At 62.8% G+C, this 25,926-nt stretch carries 27 protein-coding genes; 12 read left to right on the top strand and 15 right to left on the bottom strand.

Annotated elements, in window-relative coordinates:
• Window positions 1-5: 5 nt before the first annotated feature.
• From PMI20_RS03770 to PMI20_RS03760, 3 genes are all read right to left on the bottom strand, one after another.
• A complete protein-coding gene (locus tag PMI20_RS03770) occupies window positions 6-635 on the bottom strand; it encodes a thiol:disulfide interchange protein DsbA/DsbL (RefSeq protein WP_007924291.1) in 630 nt (209 codons plus the stop codon).
• A gap of 195 nt (window positions 636-830) precedes the next feature.
• Window positions 831-1,436, bottom strand: a complete 606-nt coding sequence (locus PMI20_RS03765) for a c-type cytochrome (RefSeq protein WP_009041529.1) — start codon at window positions 1,434-1,436, stop codon at window positions 831-833.
• A gap of 45 nt (window positions 1,437-1,481) precedes the next feature.
• Window positions 1,482-1,772 (bottom strand): c-type cytochrome, encoded by a 291-nt coding sequence (locus PMI20_RS03760; protein ID WP_009041528.1) that lies wholly within the window; start codon window positions 1,770-1,772, stop codon window positions 1,482-1,484.
• 191 nt (window positions 1,773-1,963) lie between these two features.
• Between PMI20_RS03760 and yihA the strand changes: the two genes are divergently transcribed.
• Window positions 1,964-2,605 (top strand): ribosome biogenesis GTP-binding protein YihA/YsxC, encoded by a 642-nt coding sequence (gene yihA / locus PMI20_RS03755; protein WP_007924293.1) that lies wholly within the window; start codon window positions 1,964-1,966, stop codon window positions 2,603-2,605.
• 423 nt (window positions 2,606-3,028) lie between these two features.
• Here yihA and polA read toward each other — a convergent pair whose 3' ends face one another.
• The gene (gene polA / locus PMI20_RS03750) at window positions 3,029-5,827 is read right to left on the bottom strand and encodes a DNA polymerase I (protein WP_007924294.1); all 2,799 of its coding nucleotides are present in this window, start codon (window positions 5,825-5,827) and stop codon (window positions 3,029-3,031) included.
• A gap of 74 nt (window positions 5,828-5,901) precedes the next feature.
• On the opposite strand from polA, the gene PMI20_RS03745 reads away from it, so the two are divergent.
• A complete protein-coding gene (locus PMI20_RS03745) occupies window positions 5,902-6,189 on the top strand; it encodes a DUF2782 domain-containing protein (protein ID WP_007924295.1) in 288 nt (95 codons plus the stop codon).
• Between the two features lie 62 nt (window positions 6,190-6,251).
• Entirely contained in the window at window positions 6,252-7,202 is a 951-nt protein-coding gene (locus PMI20_RS03740; protein WP_007924297.1) for a homoserine kinase, read from the top strand.
• A gap of 73 nt (window positions 7,203-7,275) precedes the next feature.
• Here the strand turns inward: PMI20_RS03740 and PMI20_RS03735 are convergent, their stop codons facing one another.
• Complete coding sequence (locus PMI20_RS03735; RefSeq protein ID WP_037034330.1) at window positions 7,276-8,205, bottom strand: zinc ABC transporter substrate-binding protein; 930 nt, start codon at window positions 8,203-8,205, stop codon at window positions 7,276-7,278.
• Window positions 8,206-8,262: 57 nt separating this feature from the next.
• On the opposite strand from PMI20_RS03735, the gene zur reads away from it, so the two are divergent.
• The 4 genes from zur to PMI20_RS03715 are packed head-to-tail and all read left to right on the top strand — an operon-like array spanning window position 8,263 to window position 11,062.
• Entirely contained in the window at window positions 8,263-8,745 is a 483-nt protein-coding gene (gene zur, locus PMI20_RS03730; RefSeq protein ID WP_007924301.1) for a zinc uptake transcriptional repressor Zur, read from the top strand.
• On the top strand, window positions 8,745-9,530 hold the full coding sequence (gene znuC / locus PMI20_RS03725; protein WP_007924302.1) for a zinc ABC transporter ATP-binding protein ZnuC: 786 nt from the start codon (window positions 8,745-8,747) through the stop codon (window positions 9,528-9,530). Before zur ends, znuC begins: the two co-directional genes overlap by 1 nt.
• Window positions 9,523-10,311, top strand: coding sequence for a zinc ABC transporter permease subunit ZnuB (znuB, locus tag PMI20_RS03720; protein WP_007924303.1), 789 nt, complete (start codon window positions 9,523-9,525; stop codon window positions 10,309-10,311). The genes znuC and znuB overlap by 8 nt, the downstream gene beginning before the upstream one ends.
• Before the next feature lie 37 nt (window positions 10,312-10,348).
• Window positions 10,349-11,062: a PA5502 family lipoprotein gene (locus tag PMI20_RS03715; protein WP_007924304.1), complete on the top strand. Its 714-nt coding sequence runs from the start codon at window positions 10,349-10,351 to the stop codon at window positions 11,060-11,062.
• Between the two features lie 120 nt (window positions 11,063-11,182).
• Here the strand turns inward: PMI20_RS03715 and katE are convergent, their stop codons facing one another.
• Entirely contained in the window at window positions 11,183-13,375 is a 2,193-nt protein-coding gene (gene katE, locus PMI20_RS03710) for a catalase HPII (protein ID WP_274517824.1), read from the bottom strand.
• Window positions 13,376-13,588: 213 nt separating this feature from the next.
• Between katE and PMI20_RS03705 the strand changes: the two genes are divergently transcribed.
• The 3 genes from PMI20_RS03705 to PMI20_RS03695 are packed head-to-tail and all read left to right on the top strand — an operon-like array spanning window position 13,589 to window position 16,099.
• Entirely contained in the window at window positions 13,589-14,596 is a 1,008-nt protein-coding gene (locus PMI20_RS03705) for a methionine ABC transporter ATP-binding protein (protein WP_007924306.1), read from the top strand.
• Window positions 14,596-15,270, top strand: a complete 675-nt coding sequence (locus PMI20_RS03700) for a methionine ABC transporter permease (protein WP_007924307.1) — start codon at window positions 14,596-14,598, stop codon at window positions 15,268-15,270. Before PMI20_RS03705 ends, PMI20_RS03700 begins: the two co-directional genes overlap by 1 nt.
• A gap of 55 nt (window positions 15,271-15,325) precedes the next feature.
• Complete coding sequence (locus PMI20_RS03695) at window positions 15,326-16,099, top strand: MetQ/NlpA family ABC transporter substrate-binding protein (protein WP_007924308.1); 774 nt, start codon at window positions 15,326-15,328, stop codon at window positions 16,097-16,099.
• A gap of 189 nt (window positions 16,100-16,288) precedes the next feature.
• On the opposite strand, the gene PMI20_RS03690 is transcribed toward PMI20_RS03695, so the two are convergent.
• From PMI20_RS03690 to PMI20_RS03670, 5 genes are read right to left on the bottom strand one after another with little or no spacing between them, the layout of a single operon-like run.
• Window positions 16,289-16,924: an SCO family protein gene (locus PMI20_RS03690; RefSeq protein WP_007924309.1), complete on the bottom strand. Its 636-nt coding sequence runs from the start codon at window positions 16,922-16,924 to the stop codon at window positions 16,289-16,291.
• Window positions 16,921-17,820, bottom strand: coding sequence for a heme o synthase (cyoE, locus tag PMI20_RS03685; protein WP_007924310.1), 900 nt, complete (start codon window positions 17,818-17,820; stop codon window positions 16,921-16,923). Before cyoE ends, PMI20_RS03690 begins: the two co-directional genes overlap by 4 nt.
• Complete coding sequence (locus tag PMI20_RS03680) at window positions 17,808-18,887, bottom strand: COX15/CtaA family protein (RefSeq protein ID WP_007924313.1); 1,080 nt, start codon at window positions 18,885-18,887, stop codon at window positions 17,808-17,810. The genes cyoE and PMI20_RS03680 overlap by 13 nt, the downstream gene beginning before the upstream one ends.
• Window positions 18,888-18,897: 10 nt before the next feature.
• Entirely contained in the window at window positions 18,898-19,491 is a 594-nt protein-coding gene (locus PMI20_RS03675) for a PA_0111/PP_0108 family redox-active disulfide protein (protein ID WP_007924315.1), read from the bottom strand.
• Complete coding sequence (locus PMI20_RS03670) at window positions 19,457-20,197, bottom strand: SURF1 family protein (protein ID WP_007924317.1); 741 nt, start codon at window positions 20,195-20,197, stop codon at window positions 19,457-19,459. Before PMI20_RS03670 ends, PMI20_RS03675 begins: the two co-directional genes overlap by 35 nt.
• 69 nt (window positions 20,198-20,266) lie before the next feature.
• On the opposite strand from PMI20_RS03670, the gene PMI20_RS03665 reads away from it, so the two are divergent.
• Complete coding sequence (locus PMI20_RS03665; protein ID WP_007924318.1) at window positions 20,267-20,470, top strand: twin transmembrane helix small protein; 204 nt, start codon at window positions 20,267-20,269, stop codon at window positions 20,468-20,470.
• Window positions 20,471-20,478: 8 nt separating this feature from the next.
• Here the strand turns inward: PMI20_RS03665 and PMI20_RS03660 are convergent, their stop codons facing one another.
• From PMI20_RS03660 to coxB, 4 genes are all read right to left on the bottom strand, one after another.
• Complete coding sequence (locus PMI20_RS03660; protein WP_007924319.1) at window positions 20,479-21,366, bottom strand: cytochrome c oxidase subunit 3; 888 nt, start codon at window positions 21,364-21,366, stop codon at window positions 20,479-20,481.
• A gap of 27 nt (window positions 21,367-21,393) precedes the next feature.
• Window positions 21,394-21,948: a cytochrome c oxidase assembly protein gene (locus PMI20_RS03655; RefSeq protein ID WP_007924321.1), complete on the bottom strand. Its 555-nt coding sequence runs from the start codon at window positions 21,946-21,948 to the stop codon at window positions 21,394-21,396.
• A 49-nt stretch (window positions 21,949-21,997) separates the two neighbouring features.
• The gene (gene ctaD, locus PMI20_RS03650) at window positions 21,998-23,599 is read right to left on the bottom strand and encodes a cytochrome c oxidase subunit I (protein WP_007924322.1); all 1,602 of its coding nucleotides are present in this window, start codon (window positions 23,597-23,599) and stop codon (window positions 21,998-22,000) included.
• An 82-nt stretch (window positions 23,600-23,681) separates the two neighbouring features.
• Window positions 23,682-24,809: a cytochrome c oxidase subunit II gene (coxB, locus tag PMI20_RS03645; RefSeq protein ID WP_007924323.1), complete on the bottom strand. Its 1,128-nt coding sequence runs from the start codon at window positions 24,807-24,809 to the stop codon at window positions 23,682-23,684.
• A gap of 372 nt (window positions 24,810-25,181) precedes the next feature.
• On the opposite strand from coxB, the gene PMI20_RS03640 reads away from it, so the two are divergent.
• Window positions 25,182-25,832 (top strand): hypothetical protein, encoded by a 651-nt coding sequence (locus PMI20_RS03640; protein ID WP_007924324.1) that lies wholly within the window; start codon window positions 25,182-25,184, stop codon window positions 25,830-25,832.
• Window positions 25,833-25,926: the final 94 nt, after the last annotated feature.

Below are 25,926 nucleotides of genomic sequence, written 5' to 3'. Positions count from 1 at the left end.
CTCGCTTACTTGGCCGCCCGCTCTTTGGCGATCAGCTGGTCGGCGACGCTCAGGGCACCTTCAGGACCACCGGCGGTGCCCAGGTCGAAGCGGTACTTGCCGTTGACGACCATGGTCGGTACGCCAGAGATCTGATAGGCCTGGGCCTTCTTCTTCGCGTCCTCGACCTTGCCTTTGACGGCGAACGAATTGTAGGTGCTCAGGAATTTGTCCTTGTCGACGCCTTCGCCGGCCAGGAACTCGGCCATCTCTTCAGGAGTGGCGAGTTTCTTGCCGCCATGGATGGCTTCAAATACTGCTTTGTGGACCTTGTGCTCGACACCCATGGCTTCCAGGGTGATGAACAGTTGACCGTGAACGTTCCAGATACCGCCGAACATGGCAGGGATGCGCACGAAGTTGACGTCGGCCGGCAGTTTTTCAGCCCATGGGTTGATGGTCGGCTCGAAGGCGTAGCAGTGTGGGCAGCCATACCAGAACAGCTCGACCACTTCGATCTTGCCAGGCACCGCAACCGGAACGGCGCTGCTCAGCTCTACATATTGTTTACCGGCTTCAAGGGGCTCGGCGGCTTGAGCAGTCATGCCAAACAGGCTGGCGGTGACGAGAGCGGCGCTGAGAATCAGATTACGCATGCTTTACTCCTGAACAAGTAAGGTCGCCTCGCGCGGCCTGTTCGCAGACAGGTCATGGCAGGGCTTGAGTTCGCTAGTGTAGCGGCAGACGCCATAAAAAAGGGCGGCCTGAGCCACCCTTTATGCTTTCATCGACAGATTAATCGATCATTAACGTTGCGCAAGATAGACCCTTTCGCAACATGATCGCCGGCCTCAGTGCAGGCCCTGGATGTAGCTGGATACCGCTTCGATGTCCTTGTTGCTCAGCTTGGCGGCGATGCTGCGCATGATCATGGTGTCGCCGTCGTTGGTGCGGTTGCCTTCGCGGAAGTCGGTCAACTGCTTGGCTACGTACTGAGCATGCTGGCCACCCAGGTGCGGGAAGCCGGCAGCGGCGTTACCCGTGCCATTTGGCGAGTGGCAACCGGTGCAGGAAGGCATGCCTTGATCCAGCTTGCCGCCACGGAACAACTCTTCACCGCGAGCCACGACTTTCGGGTCTGCCGCGCCGACGCTGCCTTTCTGGCTGGCGAAGTAGGCGGAGAGGTCGGCCAGGTCCTGATCGCTCAGGTTGGTCAGCAGGCCGGTCATTTCCAACACCTGGCGCTTGCCGGACTTGATGTCGTGCAACTGCTTGTTCAGGTAACGCTCACCCTGACCCGCCAGCTTTGGAAAGTTAGGCGCCATGCTGTTCCCATCCGGACCATGGCAAGCACCACATACAGCGGCTTTCGCCTGACCGGCAGCAGCGTCGCCTGCAGCATGGGCGACACCTGTGATGCCCAAGGTCAACAGCAGACTCACGAGTAATTTGTTCATCAGCTAATCCAACTACGGCTAAGGGTTAAGAGTTATGGACCGGGATCACTCGCTCATCCAAAGGATGATGGCTCGGTAATCCTCGGCACTGCAGTCCATGCACAAACCACGCGGCGGCATCGCCTTGAAACCCTGGGTCACGTGTTGCACCAGCGTCTCCATACCTTGCGCCAGCCTCGGCGCCCAAGCTCCCTGGTCCCCCTTGCGGGGAGCCGTTGGTAGTTGGCCGGAATGACAAGCCCCACAAACACGGTTGTACACAGCTTCCGGATCCTGTGTAGCCTGAGCGCTGTAAAGCGGTATCAGGACGCCGGCAGCCAGCAGCCATTTCGTCATAAAACGACCTTTTCAGGGTTGAGAGCGTGCTGCGTTCTAATGCGCAATCAAGGTCTATCGCTCTCGTGAACTTCATCCTACGCTGGGACAAAGCGCACACAAAATCTGCGGCATTATATACTGGCGCTACTGAAACGGAAACGACACCGCTCGCCGCGTCCATTCTCGGCACCGCCCCTATCGGAAATCCCATGCAACTCAAAAATCCCATTCTTGGTCTGTGCCAACAGTCCACTTTCATGCTCAGCGCCGCCAAAGTCGATCAATGCCCCGACGACGAAGGCTTCGAAGTGGCCTTCGCCGGGCGTTCCAACGCTGGCAAATCCAGCGCCCTGAATACCCTGACCCATGCCAGCCTGGCACGCACCTCGAAAACTCCGGGCCGTACGCAGCTGTTGAACTTCTTCAAGCTAGACGACGATCGCCGTCTGGTCGACCTGCCGGGTTACGGTTACGCGAAAGTGCCGATCCCGCTCAAGCAACACTGGCAGCGTCACCTGGAAGCCTACCTGGGCAGCCGCGAGAGTCTGAAAGGGTTGATTCTGATGATGGACATCCGCCATCCGATGACCGACTTCGACCTGCTGATGCTCGACTGGGCCGTCGCCAGCGGCATGCCGATGCACATCCTGCTGACCAAGGCCGACAAACTGACCTACGGCGCGGCCAAGAACACCCTGCTCAAGGTGCAGTCGCAAATCCGTAAGGGCTGGGGCGATAACGTCACCATCCAGCTGTTTTCGGCACCAAAACGCATGGGCCTGGAAGAGGCCTACACTGTACTGGCGGGCTGGATGGAACTGGCGGACAAAGGCGCCGAAACCGAGGCCTGAAAGACATACGCAAAACTGCCTGTGGTGTGATCAGGCAAGGCAAAAACTGGCGGGAACGGCTGGGGTCGCATTCGACTTTAGGGGCCTAAATGAGCATTTCCCGCCAGTTTTTAACGCAGCATGATCGCGCCACAGGCAGTTTTTGGGCAAAAAAAACCCCGGACTTCGTATGGGGAGGGGAAGTTCGGGGTCCAAGTTCCGGACCGCTAGGGCGGGGTCCAGATATCTGCCAACACTTAACACAACATAGGAGCATCGAAGGGCTTCACCAGCCATTCAGTTACTCTGAGTGGGCTTTCACTGATTAAGTTCCGGGAGGTTTCAAAAACTATTGGCAATAGTCGATGAAATTTTCCGCACTAATAGCTCTTCGCTAGCCTTCGCCGCGGCACTATGCCGCGGCCAAAGTACTGCCTTCTCGCCTCAGTGCGCCTCATCCCAGTTACTGCCCACCCCGACTTCGACCAGCAGCGGCACATCCAGGGTCGCGGCATTGCTCATGTAGCCGCGAATCTCCTCGCTCACCTTGTCCACCAGGTCTTCGCGCACTTCCAGCACCAGTTCGTCGTGCACTTGCAGGATGACCTTGGCATCCAGGCCTGAGGCCGTCAGCCAGTTGTCTACCGCCACCATGGCCTTCTTGATGATGTCGGCCGCCGTGCCCTGCATCGGTGCGTTGATCGCCGTACGTTCGGCGCCGGCGCGTTCCTGCGGCTTGTTGGAGTTGATCTCCGGCAAGTACAGGCGGCGGCCGAACAGGGTTTCCACATAACCCTGTTCCGCGGCCTGGGCGCGGGTGCGGTCCATGTATTCGCGCACGCCGGGGTAGCGGGCGAAGTAGGTGTCGATATAGGCCTTGGCGGTCTTGGTATCGACGCCGATGTCCTTGCCGAGCTTCTGCGCGCCCATGCCATAGATCAGGCCGAAGTTGATCGCCTTGGCGCTGCGGCGCTGATCGGAACTGACGTCCTTGAGCTCGACCTTGAACACTTCGGCCGCGGTGGCCGTGTGCACGTCGAGGTTGTTGCGGAAGGCATTCATCAACCCTTCGTCGCGGGACAGGTGCGCCATGATCCGCAGTTCGATCTGCGAATAGTCCGCCGCCAGCAGCTTGTAGCCAGGCGGCGCGATGAAGGCCTGGCGGATGCGCCGGCCTTCGGCGGTACGCACCGGGATGTTCTGCAGGTTCGGATCGCTGGAAGACAAACGCCCGGTAGACGCGACTGCCTGGTGATAGGAGGTGTGGATTCGCCCGGTACGCGGGTTGATCTGCTCCGGCAGACGGTCGGTGTAGGTGCTCTTGAGCTTGCTCATGGAGCGGTACTGCATCAGCACCTTGGGCAGCGGGTAGTCGTCCTCGGCCAGCTTGGCCAGCACTTCTTCAGCGGTGGACGGCTGACCTTTGGCAGTCTTCTTCAGCACCGGCAGGCCGAGCTTGTCGTAGAGGATGACTCCCAGTTGCTTGGGCGAACCCAGGTTGAATTCTTCGCCAGCAATCTCGAAGGCTTCACGCTCCAGCGCCACCATCTTGTCGCCCAGCTCGATGCTCTGCACGCCCAGCAGGTCGGCGTCCACCAAGGCACCCTGGCGCTCAATCCGCGCCAGCACCGGCACCACGGGCATTTCGATATCGCTGAGCACGCTGGCCAGGCTCGGGATCGCGGCCAGTTTTTCATGCAAGACCTGATGCAGGCGCAGGGTCACATCGGCGTCTTCCGCCGCGTAAGGCCCGGCCTGCTCAAGAGCAATCTGGTCGAAGGTCAGCTGCTTGGCGCCCTTGCCGGCGATGTCCTGGAAACTCACGGTGGTATGGCCCAGGTATTTCTCCGCCAGGCTGTCCATGTCATGCCGGGTGGCGGTGGAGTTGAGCACGTAGGACTCGAGCATGGTGTCGAAGGCGACCCCGCGCACCGTGATGCCGTTGGCCTGATCGCCGCCAATGGCGCAGTTGGCCAGGATATTCATGTCGAACTTGGCGTGCTGGCCGACCTTGAGTTTGTTCGGGTCTTCGAGAATCGGCTTCAGGGCGCGCAGGACGGTGTCGCGATCCAGTTGTTCCGGCACGTCGAGGTAGGAGTGAGTCAGCGGAATATAAGCCGCTTCGTTGGCCTGCACGGCAAAGGACAGCCCCACGAGCTGCGCCTGCTGGGCGTCGATGCCGGTGGTTTCGGTATCGAAGGCGAACAGCTTGGCGTTCTTCAGCTTTTCCAGCCAGACATCGAAACGCGCCTGATCGAGGATGGTTTCGTACTGGGCTTCGACAACCACCGGCACTTCGATCTCGACCTGAGTCAACAAGTCGGCCACCGGCTCAGAGGCGGCGACACTCAACTCCAGGCGCTTGGCATCGCGCTGCAGCTCGTCGAGCCAGCTCTTGAACTCCAGCAGGCTGTACAGCTCGACCAGTTTGTCGCGATCCGGTTCGCCCAGGTGCAGGTCGTCCAGGCCGACATCCAGCGGCACATCGACCTTGATCGTCGCCAGCTGATAGGAGAGGAAAGCCATCTCTTTGTGCTCTTCGAGCTTGGCCGGCAGGGTCTTGGCCCCGCGAATCGGCAGGCTCGGGACGATATCGAGCTGTGCATACAGCTCGTTGAGGCCACCGTTCACCCCCACCAGCAGGCCGGAAGCAGTCTTCGGGCCGATGCCCGGCACACCCGGGATGTTGTCGGAGGAGTCGCCCATCAGCGCCAGGTAATCGATGATCTGCTCGGGAGCGACGCCGAATTTCTCCTTCACGCCCTCCACGTCCATGCTGCTACCAGACATGGTGTTGACCAGCGTAATGTGCCCATCCACCAACTGCGCCATGTCCTTGTCGCCGGTGGAGATCACCACCGGCCGGTCGGCCGCCGCGCTGCTGCGGGCCAGGGTGCCGATCACGTCGTCCGCCTCGACGCCCTCGACGCACAGCAGCGGAAAGCCCAGGGCGATCACGCTGGCGTGCAGCGGTTCGATCTGCACCCGCATGTCGTCGGGCATGCTCGGGCGATTGGCCTTGTACTCGGCGTACATGTCATCGCGGAAGGTCCCGCCCTTGGCGTCGAACACCACGGCGAACGGGCTGTCCGGGTACTGCTTGCGCAGACTCTTGAGCATGTTCAGCACGCCCTTGACCGCACCGGTCGGCATGCCTTTGGAAGTGGTCAGCGGGGGCAGCGCGTGGAAGGCGCGGTACAGGTAGGACGAACCGTCCACCAGGACGAGGGGGGCTTGGCTCATGAGCAGGATCAACCTTTTCGGCGGGTCCGGCGCTAGAATAGCGGGACCGTTGACGACAAAGGGACAAGGTTATCATGCGCACACTAAATCGCTTGCTGCTGGCCAGCCTGATTGCAATCGCGCCGATGGCCGTGATTGCGGCGGAGGATGCGCCATCGGCGGATCCGGAAGTAACCATTCGCACGGAAGGCGACAAGACCATCCAGGAGTACCGCCAGAACGGTTTCCTGTACGCCATCAAGGTCACACCGAAGGTCGGCAAACCCTACTTTCTGGTGCGCGCCGACGGTTCCGATGGCAATTTCATTCGTTCTGACCAGCCGGATATGCTGATTCCGGCATGGAAAATTTTCGAGTGGTAAACCACTCCTAACTTCAACCGGCGCTGGCTCGACAGCGGCGCCCGTACTGGCAGTTTTTAACCATGTCTGTGTTTACTCCCCTGGCTCGGCCCGAGCTGGAAACCTTTCTCGCCCCCTACGGGCTCGGCCGCCTGCTTGACTTCCAGGGGATTGCCGCTGGTAGCGAAAACACCAACTTCTTCATCAGCCTGGAACAGGGCGAGTTCGTCCTGACCCTGGTCGAGCGCGGCCCGGTCCAGGAAATGCCGTTCTTCATCGAACTGCTGGACGTGCTGCACGACGCCGACCTGCCGGTGCCTTACGCCCTGCGCACCACCGACGGTGTGGCCCTGCGCGAGCTGGCCGGCAAACCGGCGCTGCTGCAGCCGCGCCTGGCCGGCAAGCACATCAAGCAAGCCAATGCCCAGCATTGCGCGCAGGTCGGCGAGCTGCTGGCTCATCTGCACCTGGCGACCAGGGACAACATGATCAAGCGCAAGACCGATCGTGGCCTGGACTGGATGCAGGAAGAAGGCTCGCAGATGCTGTCCCATCTCGACCCGCAGGCGCGGGACCTGCTGCAGCGGGCCCTGGATGAAATCGACGAGCAGAAGGTGAAGATCCTCGCACTGCCTCGGGCCAACATCCACGCCGACCTGTTCCGCGACAACGCGATGTTCGAAGGCACGCACCTGACCGGGCTGATCGACTTCTACAATGCCTGCTCCGGGCCGATGCTGTATGACGTGGCGATTGCCCTGAACGACTGGTGTTCCGACGCCGACGGCCTGCTCGACGGCTCGCGCGCCCGGGCCCTGCTGGGTGCCTACGCGGCCCTGCGCCCGTTCACCGCCGCCGAGGCCGAGCTGTGGCCAACCATGCTGCGGGTGGCCTGCGTGCGCTTCTGGCTGTCACGCCTGATCGCCGCCGAGTCCTTCGCCGGACAGGACGTGTTGATTCACGATCCGATGGAGTTCCAGCTGCGCCTGGCCCAGCGTCAGCAGGTCAGCGCGCCATTGCCGTTCGCCCTCTGAAAGCCTCGCGGGCAAGCCCGCCCCTACGTTCTCTTGTAGTAGCGAGGCTTGCCCGCGATAGCGTCAGCCGTCTTTACAACGATTCCAGGCAACCCGCCAGATCGTTGCCCAGCTTCTCCAGCACCTGCTCATAACCCCGCGCGGTGGCCGGGGTGTAGCCGCCCAGCGCATCGAGTTCCGCCAGCTTCACCGGCAAACCCGCCACCAGGGTTTCGGCCAGGCGCGGGCGCAATGGCGGCTCGCTGAACACACAGGTCTTGCCGACCTGCTGCAAGCGCGCGCGCATTGCCGCTACGTGCTGCGCGCCCGGCTGCACTTCGGCCGCCACGCTGAACACGCCCGCATGCTTGAGCCCATAAGCGTCTTCGAAGTAATCGAAGGCTTCATGGAAGACGAAATAAGGCTTGCCGGAGATCGGGGCCAGGCGGGCTTTCAAACGGGCGTCCAGGGCATCCAGGCGCTGGTCGAAGGCCTTGGCGTTGCTCTGGTAACGCGCGGCGTTGGCCGGGTCCGCGGCACTCAGGTCGAGCGCCATGCGGTCGGCGATGACTCGCGCGTTGACCGGCGACAGCCACAGGTGCGCATCGAGGCTGCCCGGACGATGATCGTGATCATGTTCGTCGGCTTCTTCAGCGTGCGAGTGGTTATCTTCGGCGAAATGACGGAGTTTCAGACCTGGCAGATCCTGCACCGCCAGCGCTGGCAGCGTGCGGCCCTTGAGGACCCGCGGCAAGAAGCTCTCCATGTCCGGGCCGATCCAGTACAGCAAATCCACCGACTGCACCTTGCGCACGTCGGAAGGACGCAGCGCATAGTTGTGCGGCGATGCCCCCGGCGGCAGCAGGACCTCGGGCACGGCGATGCCGTCCTGGACGGCGGCGGCGATCAATTGCAGGGGTTTGATGCTGGTCAGGACCCGGACTTCGGCCTGGGCCGAGCTGATCACGAACAAACTGGCGGTAAAAGCGACAAAAAGGGCAAAAAGTCGGGACACAATGACCACTCGAAGAGGCGAGAACGGGTAACATAATAACGTCTCTCACCATTATCGTCGCCGCTCATGCCTAAAACCCCCCTTGCCAGTCGCCCCCACGACCACTCTCACTGCGTACACAGCGCACTGTCCGAGGCCGATGCTCTGTGCGCCCGCCAAGGCCTGCGCCTGACCGCCCTGCGTCGGCGGGTGCTGGAGCTGGTCTGGCAAAGCCACAAGCCGCTGGGTGCCTACGACATCCTCGCGGTGCTCAGCGAACAGGACGGTCGCCGCGCCGCGCCGCCAACCGTGTACCGCGCCCTGGATTTCCTCCTGGAAAACGGCTTGGTACACCGCATCGCCTCGCTCAACGCCTTCGTCGGCTGCAATCACCCGGAACACGCGCACCAGGGCCAGTTCCTGATCTGCCGCGTCTGCCACGCCGCCATCGAACTTGAACAGAAATCCATCAGCGACGCGATCATCAGCAGCGCGCGCGATGTCGGCTTCGTCGTCGAAGGCCAGACCGTCGAAGTGGTCGGCCTCTGCTCGGGTTGCCAGGGGGCTTGATGAGCAATGCCTTGATCCGCCTCGATCAGGTTGCGGTGACCTTTGCCGGGCAGACCGTGCTGGACAACATCCAGCTCAGTGTCGAGCCTGGGCAGATCGTCACCCTGATCGGTCCCAACGGCGCCGGCAAGACCACCTTGGTGCGCGCCGTGCTCGGCCTGCTCAAGCCCGACAGCGGCAGCGTCTGGCGCAAGCCGAAGCTGCGGGTCGGCTACATGCCGCAGAAGCTGCATGTCGACCCGACATTGCCGCTGTCGGTGCTGCGCTTCCTGCGCCTGGTGCCCGGCGTGGACCGCGCGACAGCCCTGGCCGCACTGAACGAAGTCGGCGCCGAACAGGTGATCGATAGCCCGGTGCAGAGCATTTCCGGCGGCGAGATGCAGCGTGTGCTGCTGGCCCGCGCCCTGCTGCGCGAACCGGAGTTGCTGGTACTGGACGAGCCGGTACAAGGCGTGGATGTCGCCGGCCAGGCCGAGCTGTACAGCCTGATCACCCGCTTGCGCGACCGTCACGGTTGCGGCGTGCTGATGGTCTCCCACGACCTGCACCTGGTGATGAGCACCACCGACCAGGTGGTCTGCCTCAATCGCCACGTGTGCTGCTCCGGCCACCCGGAACAGGTCAGCGGCGACCCGGCCTTCGTCGAGCTGTTCGGCCAGAACGCGCCAAGCCTGGCGATCTATCACCACCATCACGACCACGCCCACGACCTGCACGGTTCGGTGGTCACCGGGGCCGCGGCCGGCCACGTTCATGTTCACGGAGATAGCTGCAAGCATGGCTGATTTTCTGTTGTACGCCCTGCTCGCAGGCCTGGCGCTGGCGCTGGTGGCAGGTCCCCTCGGATCGTTCGTGGTCTGGCGGCGCATGGCCTATTTCGGCGACACCCTGTCCCATGCCGCTTTGCTCGGCGTGGCCCTGGGCTTTCTGCTGGATGTCAGCCCGGCGGTGGCGGTGACCGTCGGCTGCCTGTTGCTGGCGGTGCTGCTGGTCACCCTGCAACAGCGCCAACCGCTGGCTTCCGATACGTTGCTGGGGATTCTCGCCCCCAGCACCCTCTCCCTCGGGCTGGTGGTACTAAGCTTCATGCATGACGTGCGGATCGACCTGATGGCCTATCTGTTCGGCGATCTGCTGGCGATCAGCCCCGGCGACCTGGCGTGGATTCTCGGCGGCAGCGCCGCGGTCCTGCTGCTATTGGTAGCCCTGTGGCGACCGTTGCTGGCGATCACCGTGCACGAGGAGCTGGCCAGGGTCGAAGGCTTGCCGGTTGCGTCGCTGCGCCTGGCACTGATGCTGTTGATCGCGGTGGTGATCGCGGTGGCGATGAAGATCGTCGGGGTCTTGCTGATCACTTCGCTGCTGATCATCCCGGCGGCTGCCGCCCAACGTCACGCCCGCTCCCCGGAGCAGATGGCGCTGGGCGCGAGCCTGCTGGGCATACTCGCGGTCTGTGGCGGGCTGGCGTTGTCGTGGTTCAAGGACACCCCTGCGGGGCCGTCGATTGTGGTCACGGCGGCCGCATTGTTTCTGCTGAGTTTTGTCCTGCCCCGTCGAGGGGTGTAGACTTGCTCGCTTTTTGCGCAATTAGAGAGTCGCAGGAATGAAGCCGTTCGCCTCCCGTTATCTGCTCCTTGTCGCATTTTCCCTGCTGCTGGGTGCCTGCCAGAGCACGCCGCCGGCTGAAGCGCCCGACGCCCGGGCCACGGCCATCGCACAGCTGCAGCAAAATATCGCCAGCAGCGAACTGGCCACCGCCGAAGACCAGTTGAGCGCCTTGCAGGCCCAGTCGCCCAACGACCCGCAGCTCGAACAATACCAGCGCCAGCTGGCCGAAGCCTATCTGCAGCGCAGCCAGATCGTGTTGCAAAAGGGTGATGTCAACGCCGCCGCCACGGCCCTGAGCCGCGCCCGCGCGCTGATGCCCAAGGCACCGGCCCTGATCGGCGGCGTCGATGGCGCCATTACCCAGGCCCGTAAAGCCGAGCTGGAAAAAGCCGAAGCCGCGCTCAAGGCAGCTGAAGCCCGGCCGCCAGCCAAGCTGATCGACCCAGCCGCCGAGAGCACCACCATTGCGCTGAACCTCAGTGATATCAAGCAACTGCGTCGGCAACTCGATGCGATCGCCGCCGATGTGGTGAATTACCAGTGCGACGTGAGCATCCAGGCGCCACGCACCGAAGATTACCCCTGGCTGAAGACCCTGCTGAGCAAGCGGGTGAAAAAGCTCGACGGCGAGTTCGACCTGCAGATCGAGCGGCAGATCCTGCGCCACATCCCGGCACAGATGGTGCTGACGCCACGCAAACCCCAATAACGCCACCTCTATAGGAGCGAGCGGGCGGCGATCCGACTTGCCCGCGATGCGTGATGAACGCTAACGCGGTGCCAAACCCTTTCGCACGCAAGCTGTGCTCCTACAGAAGCATCAGCAGCATCAGGCGGGAATCGCCTTGGCCTTCGGCTCCCGCTCCCAGACCCGATGATGGGCAAGCGCGTTGAAGAACGCCTTCAACGCCTTGGCATCCCCGCCGACGATCAACCCCGCATCCACTTCCAGCTTGAGCACATCCAGCAATTGCTCGGCCTCGCCCTGCAAGGCAATTGCCTTGAGGTGCTTGTAGGCTTCGAGCAGGTAATGCAGGGCCACGCCATCGCCGCTCAAGGCCTGTATCGACTTGGCACCGCCCGGCACGAACACCGCGTCGAACGCCACTGACGGCAGCCCTTCCATGGAAGCGTCCACCGGCAGGGTCTTGCCATCCACCGTGGTCACGGGCGCCGAGGTCGGGCCCAGCAACCTGGCGTGGGCGCCTTCGGCTTGCAGGGCCTTTTTCAAGGCGTCGATCGCCTTGCCGTCGACCCCGTTCGCCGCCAGGATCGCCACTTTGCGGGTCTTGATATCCCCCGACAGCAGGTTGGCCTGGCTCAGGGCCGGCGAGTGATCGGGGGTCAGTTCAGGCACCTCGACAGTGCCCGCCTTGGGCACCGGCAAGCCCAGGTTCTGTGCGACCCGCTTGGCCAGCTCGAGATCGATATTGGCCAGGATCTCGTTGACCTGCCGCGCGCGGATCCACTCGCGCTCGACCTTGCCCAGCTCGAAGCTGTAGGCGGCGATGATGTGTTCCTGCTCATGCGTGCTCATGCTCTTGAAGAACAGTCGCGCCTGGGAGAAGTGGTCGCTGAAGGACGGGCTGCGCTGGCGGATCTTGTGCGCGTCGATGCGCTCGCTGTAGCTCTCGAAACCGCCATCCTCGGCCGCGGGCGGCGTCTCTTTCGGCCAGCCGCCATCGATGGAGTTGGGTTCGTAGGACGCCCGCCCCTTGTCGATGGTGGTGCGGTGCATGGCATCGCGCTGGCCGTTGTGGAAGGGCGCCAGCGGGCGGTTGATCGGCAGTTCATGGAAGTTCGGCCCGCCGAGGCGGCTGATCTGCGTATCGGTGTAGGAGAACAGCCGGCCCTGCAGCAGCGGATCGTTGGAGAAGTCGATGCCCGGCACGATATGCCCCGGGCAGAAGGCAACCTGCTCGGTCTCGGCGAAGAAGTTGTCCGGGTTGCGGTTGAGCACCATCTTGCCCAGGGGCGTGATCGGCACCAGCTCCTCGGGTATCAACTTGGTCGGGTCGAGGATGTCGAAATCGAACTTGTGCTCGTTTTCCTCGACTATCACCTGCACACCCAGTTCCCACTCCGGGTAATCGCCGCTCTCGATCGACTCCCACAGGTCGCGGCGATGGAAGTCGGTGTCCTTGCCCGCCAGCTTTTGCGCCTCGTCCCAAACCAGGGAACAGGTGCCCACTGTCGGCCGCCAGTGGAATTTGACGAAGCTGGAGGTGCCTTCGGCATTGATGAAACGAAAGGTGTGCACGCCAAAGCCCTGCATGCTGCGCAGGCTTTTCGGAATCGCCCGGTCGGACATGGCCCAGATCACCATGTGCGCCGATTCCGGCTGCAGCGACACGAAGTCCCAGAAGGTGTCGTGGGCCGAGCCACCGGTGGGGATCTCGTTGTGCGGCTCGGGTTTGACCGCATGGACGAAGTCGGGAAACTTGATCGCGTCCTGGATGAAGAACACCGGCATGTTGTTGCCCACCAGGTCGAAGTTGCCTTCGTCGGTGAAGAACTTCACGGCAAAACCGCGCACGTCGCGCACGGTGTCGCCAGAGCCGCGCGGCCCCTGCACCGTGGAGAAACGCACGAACACCGGGGTCTTCTTGCCCGGATCACGCAGGAAGCCGGCCTTGGTCAGGGCCGAATGATTCTCGTAGGCCTGGAAGTAACCATGGGCGCCGACACCACGGGCATGGACGATACGCTCCGGGATCCGCTCATGGTCGAAGTGCGTGATCTTCTCCCGCATGATGAAGTCTTCCAGCAGCGAGGGCCCGCGGGCGCCGGCCTTCAGGGTGTTCTGGTTATCGGCGACCTTGACCCCCTGGTTCGTGCGCAACGCCTGTTCGGTGGCGTCGGAGCGGAAGGTCTCCAGGCTGTGCAGCTTGCTGTTGGTGTTGCCGCGATCCAGGGTATCGGTCCCGGCCAGCTGGCTTTTCGGTGCGCTTGGCTTCTTGCTGCTCATCAGGCAAAACTCCTCGTTGGCGAAGTCCCGGCGGGGCGGGGCTTCATCGGGCAAAATCGCCAGGCATGGCACCTGGCTTTTTTCGAGTGGCTTATTGAGTGACTGATGAGGTTTGGCGCCGTTCCTTTTTTATGACCTTTGATCGCGTTATTGCCAAATCGAAGGATGAATACAAAATAAATGCTAAGAACCTCTATACGGACAGGCTAAAATGCGCGCCCGGCTAACCGCTGATCCTTTTCTAACGCGCCCCACAAGGTTCGCTACGTGATCGAGTTTCAAAACGTCCATAAAACCTACCGGGTCGCCGGTAAGGATATTCCCGCCCTGCATCCGACCAGCCTGAAGGTCGAGAACGGCCAGGTATTCGGCCTGATCGGCCATTCCGGCGCGGGCAAAAGTACCCTGCTGCGCCTGATCAACCGCCTGGAAAACCCCAGCGGCGGCAAGATCGTCGTCGACGACGAGGAAGTCACCGCCCTGGACGCCAACGGCCTGCGTCGCTTCCGCCAGCAGGTCGGGATGATCTTCCAGCACTTCAACCTGCTGGCCTCCAAGACCGTGGCCGACAACGTCGCGCTGCCGCTGACCCTGGCCGGCGAGCTGTCGCGCAGCGCGATCGACCAGCGCGTGGCCGAGCTGCTGGCCCGCGTCGGCCTGTCCGATCACGCCAAGAAGTACCCAGCCCAGTTGTCCGGCGGGCAGAAGCAGCGCGTCGGCATCGCCCGCGCCCTGGCGACCAAGCCGAAGATCCTGTTGTGCGACGAAGCCACCAGCGCCCTGGACCCGCAGACCACCGCGTCGGTCCTGCAACTGCTGGCCGAGATCAACCGTGAACTGAAACTGACCATCGTGCTGATCACCCATGAAATGGACGTGATCCGTCGCGTCTGCGACCAGGTGGCGGTAATGGACGCCGGGGTGATCGTCGAGCAGGGGTCGGTGGCCGAAGTGTTCCTGCATCCCAAGCACCCGACCACCAAGCGTTTCGTCCAGGAAGACGAGCAGATCGATGAAAGCGAACAGCGCGACGACTTCGCCCACGTGCCAGGGCGCATCGTGCGCCTGACCTTCCAGGGCGATGCCACCTACGCGCCGCTGCTGGGCACCGTGGCCCGCGAAACCGGGGTGGACTACAGCATCCTCGCCGGCCGCATCGACCGCATCAAAGACGTCCCTTACGGGCAACTGACCCTGGCTATCACCGGTGGTGACATGGAGGCGGCCTTCGCCCACTTCACCGCGGCGGATGTCCACATGGAGGTGCTGCGCTAATGGAACTGCTGACAAGTTTCTTCGCCAATATCGACTGGTACGAAATCTGGCTGGCCACCGGCGACACCCTGCTGATGCTCGGTGGCTCGCTGCTGTTCACCGTGCTGCTGGGCCTGCCCCTGGGCGTGCTGCTGTTCCTCTGCAGCCCGCGCCAGCTGCTGGAGCAGAAGAGCCTCTACGCCCTGCTGTCGCTGCTGGTGAACATCCTGCGCTCGCTGCCGTTCATCATCCTGCTGATCGTGATGATCCCGTTCACCGTGCTGATCACCGGTACTTCCCTGGGTGTCGCCGGGGCGATCCCGCCCCTGGTGGTCGGCGCCACGCCGTTCTTTGCTCGCCTGGTGGAGACCGCCCTGCGCGAAGTGGACCGCGGCATCATCGAAGCCACCCAGTCCATGGGTGCGACCACCCGGCAGATCATCACCAACGCCCTGCTGCCGGAAGCCCGTCCGGGTATTTTCGCGGCAATTACCGTGACAGCGATTACCCTTGTTTCCTACACCGCCATGGCGGGCGTGGTAGGCGCGGGCGGTCTCGGCGACCTGGCGATCCGCTTCGGTTACCAGCGCTTCCAGACCGATGTGATGGTGGTCACCGTGGTGCTGTTGCTGGTGCTGGTTCAAGTTCTGCAAACCGTCGGCGACAAGCTGGTGGTGCACTTTTCCCGAAAATAAGTCGGCCCTGGCCGGCAGGCGTCCGGCACCGGGCGCCTCACAAGGAGCTAGCTGGATGAAAAAACTACTCGTCGCTTTCGCCGCCGTTGCCGCGTTCTCCGCGCACGCCGCTGACACCCTGACTGTGGCCGCCACTCCGGTGCCTCACGCCGAGATCCTCGAATTCGTGAAGCCGGCGCTGGCCAAGGAAGGCGTGGACCTGAAGGTCAAGGTCTTCACCGACTACATCCAGCCGAACGTGCAGGTCGCGGAAAAGCGCCTGGACGCCAACTTCTTCCAGCACCAGCCGTACCTGGATGAGTTCAACAAGGCCAAGGGCACCCACCTGGTAAGCGTTGCCGGCGTGCACCTGGAGCCGCTGGGCGCCTACTCCAACAAGTTCAAGAAGCTCGAAGAGCTGCCGGGCGGCGCCAACGTGGTGATCCCCAACGACGCCACCAACGGCGGCCGTGCCTTGCTGCTGCTGGCCAAGGCCGGCCTGATCAAGCTCAAGGATTCCAACAACATCCTGTCCACGGTCAAAGACATCACCGAGAACAGCAAGGACCTGAAATTCCGTGAGCTGGAAGCCGCGACCATCCCGCGCGTGCTGACCCAGGTCGACCTGGCGCTGATCAACACCAACTACGCCCTGGAAGCCAAGCTGGACCCGTCCAAGGACGCCCTGGTGATCGAAGGCAAGGACTCGCCTTACGTGAACATCCTGGTGGCCCGTCCTGACGACAAGGACTCGGACGCCATGAAGAAACTGGTTGCCGCCCTGCACAGCCCCGAAGTGAAGCAATTCATTCTCGAGAAGTACAAAGGCGCCGTGGTACCGGCGTTCTGATCGGTTGCAGAAACACAAACGGGGCGCCTTGAGGCGCCCCGTTTCGTTTCAGTTGCCTGCCGAGTTCCCTGTAGCCGCTGCCGCAGGCTGCGATCGGCTCCGCAGGAGACGTGCTCTTGAGGCCCTCGGAAGGCGCTACGCGCCTTATCGCAGCCTGCGACAGCGGCTACAGGATTCAGGCGTCCCGGGTTACTTGCGCTGCAACATCACCGGCAGCTGGGCCACCAGTTTCTGGTTGTTCAGCGGCGCGCGGATGAAGCCGCGCTGGGTGCCGTCCGGGCCGATCACCGCGAGGTTGCCGCTGTGGTCGACGGTGTAGTTGGGCTTGCTGGTATCGGCCGGAATGAACGGGATGCTCACCGCGTTGGCGAGCTTCTGCACGTCCGCCACCGAGGTCGCGGTCAGGCCCTTGAAGTCCTTGTCGAAGTAGCCCAGGTACTGTTTCAACTGCTGCGGCGTGTCGCGGTTCGGGTCGACGCTGACCAGCACCACCTGCAGGTTATCCACCGCCTCCTTGGGCAACTCGCTCTTGATCTGGCGCAGCTGGGCGAGGGTAGTCGGGCAGATGTCCGGGCAGAAGGTGTAGCCGAAGAACAGCAGGCTCCACTTGCCCTTGAGCTCATTGAGCACCACCGGCTGGCCTTCCTGGTCGGTCATCTTCACATCCGGCAGGGTGCGGCTCTGGGGCAGCAGGATGATCCCGGCGTCGATCAACGCGGTCGGATCCCCCTGGTTCTTGCCGGTCAGCACTTTGTTGACGGTGAGCCCCAGCACCAGGGCCACCAGCGCCACGAGAATAAAGACGGTTTTCTGAGTTCGAGTCATAGGTTCAACAATAGGTAGTGGTCTACGAGCAGCGCGATAAACAGCAGGAACAAGTAATAAATAGAGTACTTGAAGGTGTTGATCGCCGCGTGCGGCCGACTGCCACGGTACAGCACCCAGGCCCATTGCAGAAAGCGCGCGCCCAGGCCCAGGGCACAAATCAGGTAAAGCATGCCGCTCATGTGGATCGCATAAGGCAGCAGGCTGACCGCCAGCAAGGCGCAGGTGTAGAGCAGGATATGCACCTTGGTGTAGTGCTCGCCGTGGGTCACCGGCAGCATCGGGATGTCGGCCTTGGCGTATTCCTCCTTGCGGTGAATGGCCAGCGCCCAGAAGTGCGGCGGGGTCCAGGCGAAGATGATCAGCACCAGCAGCAGCGGTTCGGCGGTCACATGGCCGGTGGCCGCGACCCAGCCCAACAGCGGCGGCGCGGCCCCGGCCAGGCCGCCGATCACGATGTTCTGCGGGGTCGCCCGCTTGAGGAAGCCGGTGTAGATCACCGCATAACCGAGCAACGACGCCAGGGTCAGCCAGGCGGTCAGCGGGTTGGTGAACGCCAGCAGCAAGGCTTGCCCGGCGATGGCCAGCAGCAGGGCGAAACCCAGCGCCGCCGCCGGCGACACCCGGCCTTCGGCCAGCGGCCGTTTGTGGGTGCGCGCCATGACTGCATCGATCCGCCGGTCCACCACATGGTTCACCGCCGCCGCCGCGCCGGCGCACAGGGCGATGCCCAGGTTGCCGAACACCAGCACCGTCCACGGCACCCCGGCGCGAGTGGCGAGGAACATGCCCACCAGCGAGGTGATGAGCATCAGCACCACCACCTTGGGTTTGGTCAGCTCCAGGTAGTCACGCCAGATCGCCTGGCGGTGACGCTCGCCGATCAGAGTCGCCATGGCATCTCTCCTTTTATGGTTATGGGCCCGGCAGCGTGTTTGCGCGGGCTCAGGCGCCAGCCCAGCGGCAGGTGCGAGCGGGCGCGGACCAGGCTGGTGCGGGCGTGATAATTGACCAGCACCAGAGTCAGCAGCAGCGCCGCGCCGCCGGCGTTATGCGCCACGGCCACCGGCAGCGGCAGGTGGAACAGCACATTGCTGATGCCAAGGCCGATCTGCGCCGCCAGTGCCACCAGCACCAGCCCGGCGAGGCGGGTCATGCCCACATGCTTGAGTTGCCAGGCCAGGCCGAGCAACACCAGGGTCACCAGCAACGCGCCGATGCGATGGGTCAGATGGATGGCGGTGCGCGCGTCGCTGTCGAGCTGCCCGCCCAGGTAGTTGGGGCCGATGTGCTGGGTCAGGTGAAAGCCATTGGCGAAATCCGCCGCCGGCCACCACTGGCCGTGACAGGTCGGCAGGTCGATGCAGGCCACCGCCGCGTAGTTGGAGCTGACCCAGCCGCCCAGGGCGATCTGCCCGATCACCAGCACCAGCCCGGCCGTGGCCCAGTATTGCAGGCGCCGCGGCACGATCAGCGCCGGCAGCACCCCAGACAGCCGTAGCGTCAGCAAGAACAGCAGGCTCAAGGTGGCGAAGCCGCCCAGCAGGTGCGCGGTGACGACTTGCGGCCATAGCTTGAGGGTCACCGTCCACATGCCGAACAAGGCTTGGGCGAACACCACCGAGAGCAGGAACAGCGGCAGTTTCAGCGGTTGCCCGGGATGATGCCGGTGGGTCCAGGAGCGTGCCGCCAGCAGCACGATCAACAGGCCCAGGGTGCCGGCGAAATAGCGGTGGATCATCTCATTCCAACCCTTGTGGGCCTCCACCGGGGTGTCGGGAAAATGCAGTTCGGCATGGGCCAGCTGGGCTTCGCTTTTCGGCACGCTGATGAAACCGTAGCAACCCGGCCAGTCCGGGCAGCCGAGGCCGGCGTGGGTCAGCCGGGTGTAGGCGCCGAGCAACACCACGATCAGCGCCAGCAAGGTGGCAAACAAGGCGAGGCGAAATCCAGGTTTGGCCATGACGATGCCCTTATCCGATGTTCGACAGTTTCAGCAGATGGCGCAGGTCGTTGAGCAGGTCCTTGCCCTTGACCCGGGCGTCGTAGCGCAGGACCAGATTGCCGTGCGGGTCGACGATCCACAGCAGCGGCGCCCCCTGGTCGCTGGCGCCCTTGGTGAAGGTCGGCAGATCCAGTGGGTAGCGTTGCAGTTGCGGGTACTCGCGCTGCAGCTTGGCCTGGTAGTCGGCGCCCAGCGGCTGGGCGGCGGCCAGGGCGTGGCTGGCCCGGGAGGCGTCGCGGCCGAGGGAGATCTGGATCTGCCGCGCCAGGTACACCAGTTGCTGGCAATCCACGGCGCAGTCCCTGGGCGCGGTGACCAGGATCTGCCAGCGCGTCTCGTCGGCCTGGACCCCGATATCGGCGCGACTCTGGCCATTGCCGATCAGCTCGCCATGGTAGCTGCGGCTTTCCGGCACCCAGAACTGCAACTTGTACATGCCGGTGGCGAGGATCATCGGGCCGATCACCATGGCCACGATCAGCAGCAGCTGCCAGCGTCCGCGGCGCCGGTTATGCGGCGCCTGGGCCTCAGAAATGTTGGGTGGATTCATGGCCGCTCCCATGGTGTTTCTCCCTTGCGTTATGCCATCCGAGATAGAGGTACAAAGCGCACAGGGCCAGCGCCATGGCGAACCACTGCACGGCGTAGCCCAGGTGTTTTTCCGGCCCCATGGCCACCACCGGCCATTCGGTCATGTAGGCGCCCGGGCCAGCCTCCTGGCGCAGCTCGTAGGCAAAACCGCTGCGTCCCAGTTCGCTCCAGAGCCTGGCCGGATCGATCGTCGTCACCAGCCGCGGCCACTGGGCATTCAGTGGGTCGGCGTGCAGTTGAAAGGTCGCGCCGGAGGCGACATAGACCCAGGCATCGAGGCTCAACGACTGTTCCGGGGTGTTGAATGCGGGTGGCGTGCGCCGGTCCGGCCAGGGCAGCCAGCCACGGTTGAGCAGCAGCCATTGGCCGCTGGCCTGGTCGAGAAAGGGTTGCAGCAGCTCGACCCCGACCTTGCCTTCATGCATGCGGTTATCCAGCAACAGGCTGTGGGCCGCATCGAAGCGGCCATGCAATTGCACCCGACGGAAAGCCGGATCGCTGGCAGCCTGCAGTTCATCCACGGTCAAAGGCTCGGCCACCCGCCGTTCGGCGTAGCTGGCCAGCAGCTCGCGCTTCTGTTCGCCCCGCCCCAGTTGCCAGAACCCGAGCGTCACCAGCACCGGCAGCAACGCCAACACCACCAGGGTCGGCAGCACGCCCGGACGAAAACCGTTCATGGCAGCGCCCGAAAGTGGCGAGATCGACTGGCTATACTCAAGCGCATCGCGTTTCTCCCGGAGCCCACCATGCTTAAAGCGGCCATCGTCCTGTTGCTGATCGCCACGCTCATCAGCCTGTTCAGCGGCCTGTTCTTTCTGGTCAAGGACGACAGCAGCTCCCATCGCCTGCTCAGGTCGCTGACCGTTCGTGTGTGCCTGGCCGCGCTCACCGTCGGCTTGATTGCCTGGGGTTTCTTCAGCGGCCAGCTGGTGTCGCACGCGCCCTGGTAACGCCGCGCTCAGAGCACGTAGACGAAGACAAACAAGCCGATCCACACCACATCGACGAAGTGCCAATACCAACTGGCCGCCTCGAAACCGAACTGATGCTCGGCGTCGAAGTGCCCCTTCATGATGCGCATCAGCATCACGAACAAAATCAGCGTGCCGATGGTCACGTGGGCGCCGTGAAAGCCGGTGAGCATGAAGAACGTGGCGCCGTAGATGCCCGAACCCAGGGTCAGCCCCAGCTCGTGGTAGGCGTGCAGGTATTCCTCGGCCTGGAAGCCGAGAAACGCACAGCCCAGCAGCACGGTGATCGCCAGCCAGATTTTCAGCGCGCCGCGGTGGCCGTTCTTCAGGGCGTGGTGGGCGATGGTCACGGTGACGCTGGAACTCACCAGCAGCACGGTGTTGAGCAGCGGCAGGCCCCAGGGGCTGATGACTTCCTTGGGCGGCGGGAACAGCTTGGAATCGGGGTTTTCGAGCAATGGCCAGACGAACTCGAAGTTCGGCCAGAGCATGTGCGCGATGCCCTTGCTGCCTTCGCCGCCCAGGGCCGGGCCAGCGATATGGCGCACGTAGAACAGCGCGCCGAAGAAGGCGATGAAGAACATCACTTCGGAAAAGATGAACCAGCTCATGCCCCAGCGGAACGAGCGATCCAGCTGGGCGCTGTACAGGCCGGCGCGACTTTCCTTGATCACCGCGCCGAACCAACCGAACAGCATGTAGGCCAGCAACAGGCTCCCGACGAAGAAAATCAGCGGGCCATGGGATTCCGGGCGCGCGGCCTTGAGGTCGTTGAACCAGGTGGCCAGGCCGAACACCGTAACGAACATGCCCACCGTGGCGATGATCGGCCACTTGCTCTGGGCGGGAACGTAATAATGCTCATGAGTTGCCATTTATTGTTCTCCTTATCGGGCACCGTCTTAACCGCCGGTGTTGGTGCTCACGGCCACCGGTGGATGACGCGCAGTGATATCGAACAGCGTGTAAGCCAGCGTCAGGTGCTTCACATCCTTGGGCATGTCGCGGTCAACGATGAAACGTACCGGCATCTCGATCTGCTGACCGGGCTGCAGCACTTGCTGGGTGAAACAGAAGCATTCGGTCTTGTGGAAATACATCGCGGCGCTGCTCGGCGAAATGCTCGGGATCGCCTGGGCGCTCATCGGCCGGTCGCTGGGGTTGCGGGCAATGAAGATCATCTCGTTCACTGCGCCGGGATGAACCACGATGTCGTCGGCCTTGGGATAGAAGTCCCAGACCATGTCGATCGCATTGGTCGACAGGAACTGCACGCGCACCTGGCGCGAGACATCCACTTGTTGCTCGCCGGAATACTGCCCGCCGGTCTTGCCGTTGATGCCCAGCGCCTTGCACATCACGTCGTAGATCGGCACCAGGGCAAAACCGAAGACGAACATCGCCGCCACCACCAGCAACAGGCGGGTGACCAGCTTCTTCATCGAAACCTCGGCCATCAGCGACCTCCTGCTGTTTCAGAGGCGAGCGGGCATCGCACCAGGCTGTTCATTTCACTTCCGGCGGCGTGGTGAAGGTGTGGTACGGCGCCGGCGACGGCACGCTCCACTCCAGCCCTTCGGCACCGTCCCAGGGCTTGGCCGGTGCGGGTTGGCCGCCACGGATGCACTTGATGACGATGAACAGGAAGAAGATCTGCGTCGCGCCGAAGGTGAACGCGCCGATGGACGACACCATGTTGAAATCGGCGAACTGCAGGTTGTAGTCCGGGATCCGCCGCGGCATCCCCGCCAGGCCGACGAAGTGCATCGGGAAGAACGCCATGTTCATACCGATGAAGGACAGCCAGAAGTGCAGCTTGCCCAGGGTTTCGTCGTACATGTGCCCGGTCCACTTCGGCAGCCAGTAATAGGCCGAGGCGAAGATGCCGAAGATCGCGCCCGGCACCAGCACATAGTGGAAATGCGCGACCACGAAATAGGTGTCCTGGTACTGGAAGTCCGCCGGGGCGATGGCCAGCATCAGCCCGGAGAAGCCGCCGATGGTGAACAGGATCACGAAGGCCACGGCGAACAGCATCGGCGTCTCGAAGGTCAGCGAGCCCTGCCACATGGTGCTGACCCAGTTGAAGACCTTGACCCCGGTCGGCACCGCGATAAGCATCGTGGCGTACATGAAGAACAGCTCGCCCACCAGCGGAATGCCGACCACGAACATGTGGTGCGCCCAGACGATGAACGACAGGAAGGCGATACTCGCCGTGGCGTAGACCATCGAGGTGTAGCCGAACAGCGGCTTGCGCGAGAAGGCCGGGATGATCGCGCTGACGGCACCGAAGGCCGGCAGGATCATGATGTACACCTCGGGGTGACCGAAGAACCAGAACACATGCTGGAACAGCACCGGATCACCGCCGCCGGCGGCGCTGAAGAAGCTGGTGCCGAAGTGGATGTCCATCAGCATCATGGTCACGCAGCCGGCCAGCACCGGCATCACCGCGATCAGCAGGAACGCGGTGATCAGCCAGGTCCAGACGAACAGCGGCATCTTCATCAGGGTCATGCCGGGAGCACGCAGGTTGAGGATGGTGGCGATCACGTTGATCGCGCCCATGATCGAGCTGATGCCCATCAGGTGGATGGCGAAGATGAAGAAGGTCACGCTTTCCGGCGCGTAGGTGGTGGACAGCGGGGCGTAGAAGGTCCAGCCGAAGTTGGGTCCGCCACCGGGCATGAACAGGGTCGAGACCAGCAGCAGGAACGCCGCCGGCAGCAACCAGAAACTGAAGTTGTTCATCCGTGGCAGAGCCATGTCCGGCGCGCCGACCATCAGCGGGATCATCCAGTTGGCCAGGCCGACAAAGGCCGGCATCACCGCGCCGAAGACCATCACCAGGCCATGCATGGTGGTCATCTGGTTGAAGAATTCCGGCTGCACGATCTGCAGGCCAGGCTGGAACAGCTCGGCGCGGATCACCATGGCGAACGAGCCGCCGAGCAGGAACATGGAGAAGGCGAACCACAGGTACAGGGTGCCGATGTCCTTGTGGTTGGTGGTCAGCACCCAGCGCATCAGGCCCTTGGCGGGGCCGTGGGTGTGGTCATGATCGCCAACGATTGCATGACCGTGCTCATCGCTCACAGCGTTCATGGCCTGTCTCCTGTAAACGGTTGGGCTGGACGATCGAGGGCGACACGCCCCGAGCGGCTGCGGGAACACGCAATGGACCGGGTCATTTGCTTTGCGCCTGATTCAGAGCCAGGACATCCTTGGGCGTCACCATGTCGCCTTTGTTGTTGCCCCAGGCGTTACGTTCGTAGGTGATCACCGCTGCCAGATCGACTTCCGACAACTGCTTGCCGAACGCCGCCATGGCGGTGCCGGGCTTGCCGTGGAAGACGATGTTCAAGTGATCCGCCACCGGCCCGGTGGCGATCTTCGAGCCCTTGAGCGCCGGGAACATCGGCGGCAGGCCCTGGCCTTCGGCCTGGTGACAGGCCACGCAGGTGGTGTGGTAGACCTTGTCGCCACGGGCCACCAGCTCTTCGAGGGTCCATTCCTTGCTGGTCAGTTCCTTGAGCTTGAGGGCTTCGGCCTTGCGTTCGCCCAGCCAGGTGTCGTAGTCGGCCTGGGTCTTCACGTCGACCACGATCGGCATGAAGCCATGGTCCTTGCCGCACAGTTCGGCGCACTGGCCGCGATACAGGCCGGGCTTGTCGACCCGGGTCCAGGCTTCGTTGACGAAACCGGGGATCGCATCGCGCTTGACCGCGAAGGCCGGGACCCACCAGGAATGGATGACGTCGGCGGAGGTCACCAGAAAGCGCACTTTGGCGCCGATCGGCAGCACCAGCGGCTGATCGACTTCCAGCAGATAATGCTCGCCCTTGGCGCTCTGGTTATGAATCTGTTCGGCGGGAGTGGTCAGGTTGCTGAAGAACTCGACGTCCTGGCCCAGGTATTTGTAGTGCCACTTCCACTGATAGCCGGTGATCTGGATGTCCACATCCGGTTCGCTGGCGTCGTACATCTTGATCAGGGTCGCGGTGGCGGGAACGGCCATGGCCACCAGGATCAGCAGCGGCACCACGGTCCAGAGGATTTCCACCGTCGTGCTTTCGTGAAACTTGGCGGCCACCTGGCCGGTGGAGCGGCGGTGCAGGATCATCGACCAGAACATGGCGCCAAAGACAATGACGCCGATCACCACACAGATCCAGAAGATGGTCATGTGCAGGTCGAATACCGCGTGACTTATATCAGTCGCTCCAGGCGCCATATTCACGGTCCAGGCGCCATGCGCCTGGCTGAATACCGACCACAACAGGAGGCCCATCCAGACTTGTGGATGTCGCATCATTGCGGGTTCCCCTTATCGTTCTTGTTATCCCGCCGGCTTGCACCTGCGGCCAAGGGAGCGGCTGCCTAGACTACGAACTTAAACCGCCGAGCCTTCGCTGCGCATGCAGTCGGGCGTCATCAGCTAACTTCATTCAGACCCGAGTATAGACAGCGACTTCGACCTCGCAACGCGGTGCCGTAAATCCACTGAAACAGTTTGCCGCTGCCTTATAGGCCACGGTTGGAAAGGGATAGGGGGTGAATGATGGCGAAGCGATATAACCCAGACGACTAACCATGAAATAATTATGAAAAATACGTCTTAAGCGATTTCGTGAGCAGGCTAACTTATGTCTTCCCTAATTAATTGCCCTTGTTTCCTGGAGTATTCATGAACACCGCCGCATTGCGCGAGCAGATCCAACGAGCCCATCAACATGAGTCCGGCACCGGGCAATTGCGCCGCCAGCTGGAAACCCAATTGCCACACCTGCACCCCGCCATCCAGCTCCCTGAAGTGGACGCCCAGGGGGTGATGACCCGTTTTGTCGCCGCTTATATCGATCAGGTTCCCGACCTGCTGGACGCCGCCAACGAAGTCGCGCGCGAAGCCGGTATCGAGTCGCAGATCAAGCCGGTGCTGAAGATCGCCGAGCAGTTCTTCCTCCAGCCGCCCGCCATCATGGCCGGCCATGAAGGCCTGGACAGTCTGCTGGACGAAGCCTATCTGGCCCATCGCCTGGTGGAAGAGGTCAACGACCTGTACATCACCCATTTCGGCCAGCCGCTGATTCCCCTGGACACCACGGTGGCCAACCTGATCGCCCACCAGTTGATCGGCGAAACCTTCGCCAACCAGTTGGACGAAGCGGTGCACCATGCGGTCGACGCGATGCTCGACGAAGAGAGCTTCGCCCTGGAGTCGGTCGAGGCCTACCGGGAAAAGCTCAACAGCCCCGACACCGACGCCGCCTGGAAACGCTGGCCGTGCCTGTCGCGCCAACTGGGCGTGGAGCTGGAACTCGACCAGCCGGCTGCCTGAGGATTGCAGGTGGCGGCCCTGTAGCCGCTGCCGCAGGCTGCGATCGACCGGCAAGGTCGCAGCGATATCACCGACGCTGAAGGTCCTTCGGACC

Source organism: Pseudomonas sp. GM17 (assembly GCF_000282175.2).
GTDB lineage: Bacteria > Pseudomonadota > Gammaproteobacteria > Pseudomonadales > Pseudomonadaceae > Aquipseudomonas > Aquipseudomonas chlororaphis.
This window is presented reverse-complemented; position numbering and strand designations above follow the sequence as displayed.

Coding starts and splice junctions, on each gene's coding strand:
- PMI20_RS03770 (WP_007924291.1), bottom strand. CDS start 635: ATGCGTAATCTGATTCTCAGCGCCGCTCTCGTCACCGCCAGCCTGTTT.
- PMI20_RS03765 (WP_009041529.1), bottom strand. CDS start 1,436: ATGAACAAATTACTCGTGAGTCTGCTGTTGACCTTGGGCATCACAGGT.
- PMI20_RS03760 (WP_009041528.1), bottom strand. CDS start 1,772: ATGACGAAATGGCTGCTGGCTGCCGGCGTCCTGATACCGCTTTACAGC.
- yihA (WP_007924293.1), top strand. CDS start 1,964: ATGCAACTCAAAAATCCCATTCTTGGTCTGTGCCAACAGTCCACTTTC.
- polA (WP_007924294.1), bottom strand. CDS start 5,827: ATGAGCCAAGCCCCCCTCGTCCTGGTGGACGGTTCGTCCTACCTGTAC.
- PMI20_RS03745 (WP_007924295.1), top strand. CDS start 5,902: ATGCGCACACTAAATCGCTTGCTGCTGGCCAGCCTGATTGCAATCGCG.
- PMI20_RS03740 (WP_007924297.1), top strand. CDS start 6,252: ATGTCTGTGTTTACTCCCCTGGCTCGGCCCGAGCTGGAAACCTTTCTC.
- zur (WP_007924301.1), top strand. CDS start 8,263: ATGCCTAAAACCCCCCTTGCCAGTCGCCCCCACGACCACTCTCACTGC.
- znuC (WP_007924302.1), top strand. CDS start 8,745: ATGAGCAATGCCTTGATCCGCCTCGATCAGGTTGCGGTGACCTTTGCC.
- znuB (WP_007924303.1), top strand. CDS start 9,523: ATGGCTGATTTTCTGTTGTACGCCCTGCTCGCAGGCCTGGCGCTGGCG.
- PMI20_RS03715 (WP_007924304.1), top strand. CDS start 10,349: ATGAAGCCGTTCGCCTCCCGTTATCTGCTCCTTGTCGCATTTTCCCTG.
- PMI20_RS03700 (WP_007924307.1), top strand. CDS start 14,596: ATGGAACTGCTGACAAGTTTCTTCGCCAATATCGACTGGTACGAAATC.
- PMI20_RS03695 (WP_007924308.1), top strand. CDS start 15,326: ATGAAAAAACTACTCGTCGCTTTCGCCGCCGTTGCCGCGTTCTCCGCG.
- PMI20_RS03690 (WP_007924309.1), bottom strand. CDS start 16,924: ATGACTCGAACTCAGAAAACCGTCTTTATTCTCGTGGCGCTGGTGGCC.
- cyoE (WP_007924310.1), bottom strand. CDS start 17,820: ATGGCGACTCTGATCGGCGAGCGTCACCGCCAGGCGATCTGGCGTGAC.
- PMI20_RS03680 (WP_007924313.1), bottom strand. CDS start 18,887: ATGGCCAAACCTGGATTTCGCCTCGCCTTGTTTGCCACCTTGCTGGCG.
- PMI20_RS03675 (WP_007924315.1), bottom strand. CDS start 19,491: ATGGGAGCGGCCATGAATCCACCCAACATTTCTGAGGCCCAGGCGCCG.
- PMI20_RS03670 (WP_007924317.1), bottom strand. CDS start 20,197: ATGAACGGTTTTCGTCCGGGCGTGCTGCCGACCCTGGTGGTGTTGGCG.
- PMI20_RS03665 (WP_007924318.1), top strand. CDS start 20,267: ATGCTTAAAGCGGCCATCGTCCTGTTGCTGATCGCCACGCTCATCAGC.
- PMI20_RS03660 (WP_007924319.1), bottom strand. CDS start 21,366: ATGGCAACTCATGAGCATTATTACGTTCCCGCCCAGAGCAAGTGGCCG.
- PMI20_RS03655 (WP_007924321.1), bottom strand. CDS start 21,948: ATGGCCGAGGTTTCGATGAAGAAGCTGGTCACCCGCCTGTTGCTGGTG.
- ctaD (WP_007924322.1), bottom strand. CDS start 23,599: ATGAACGCTGTGAGCGATGAGCACGGTCATGCAATCGTTGGCGATCAT.
- coxB (WP_007924323.1), bottom strand. CDS start 24,809: ATGATGCGACATCCACAAGTCTGGATGGGCCTCCTGTTGTGGTCGGTA.
- PMI20_RS03640 (WP_007924324.1), top strand. CDS start 25,182: ATGAACACCGCCGCATTGCGCGAGCAGATCCAACGAGCCCATCAACAT.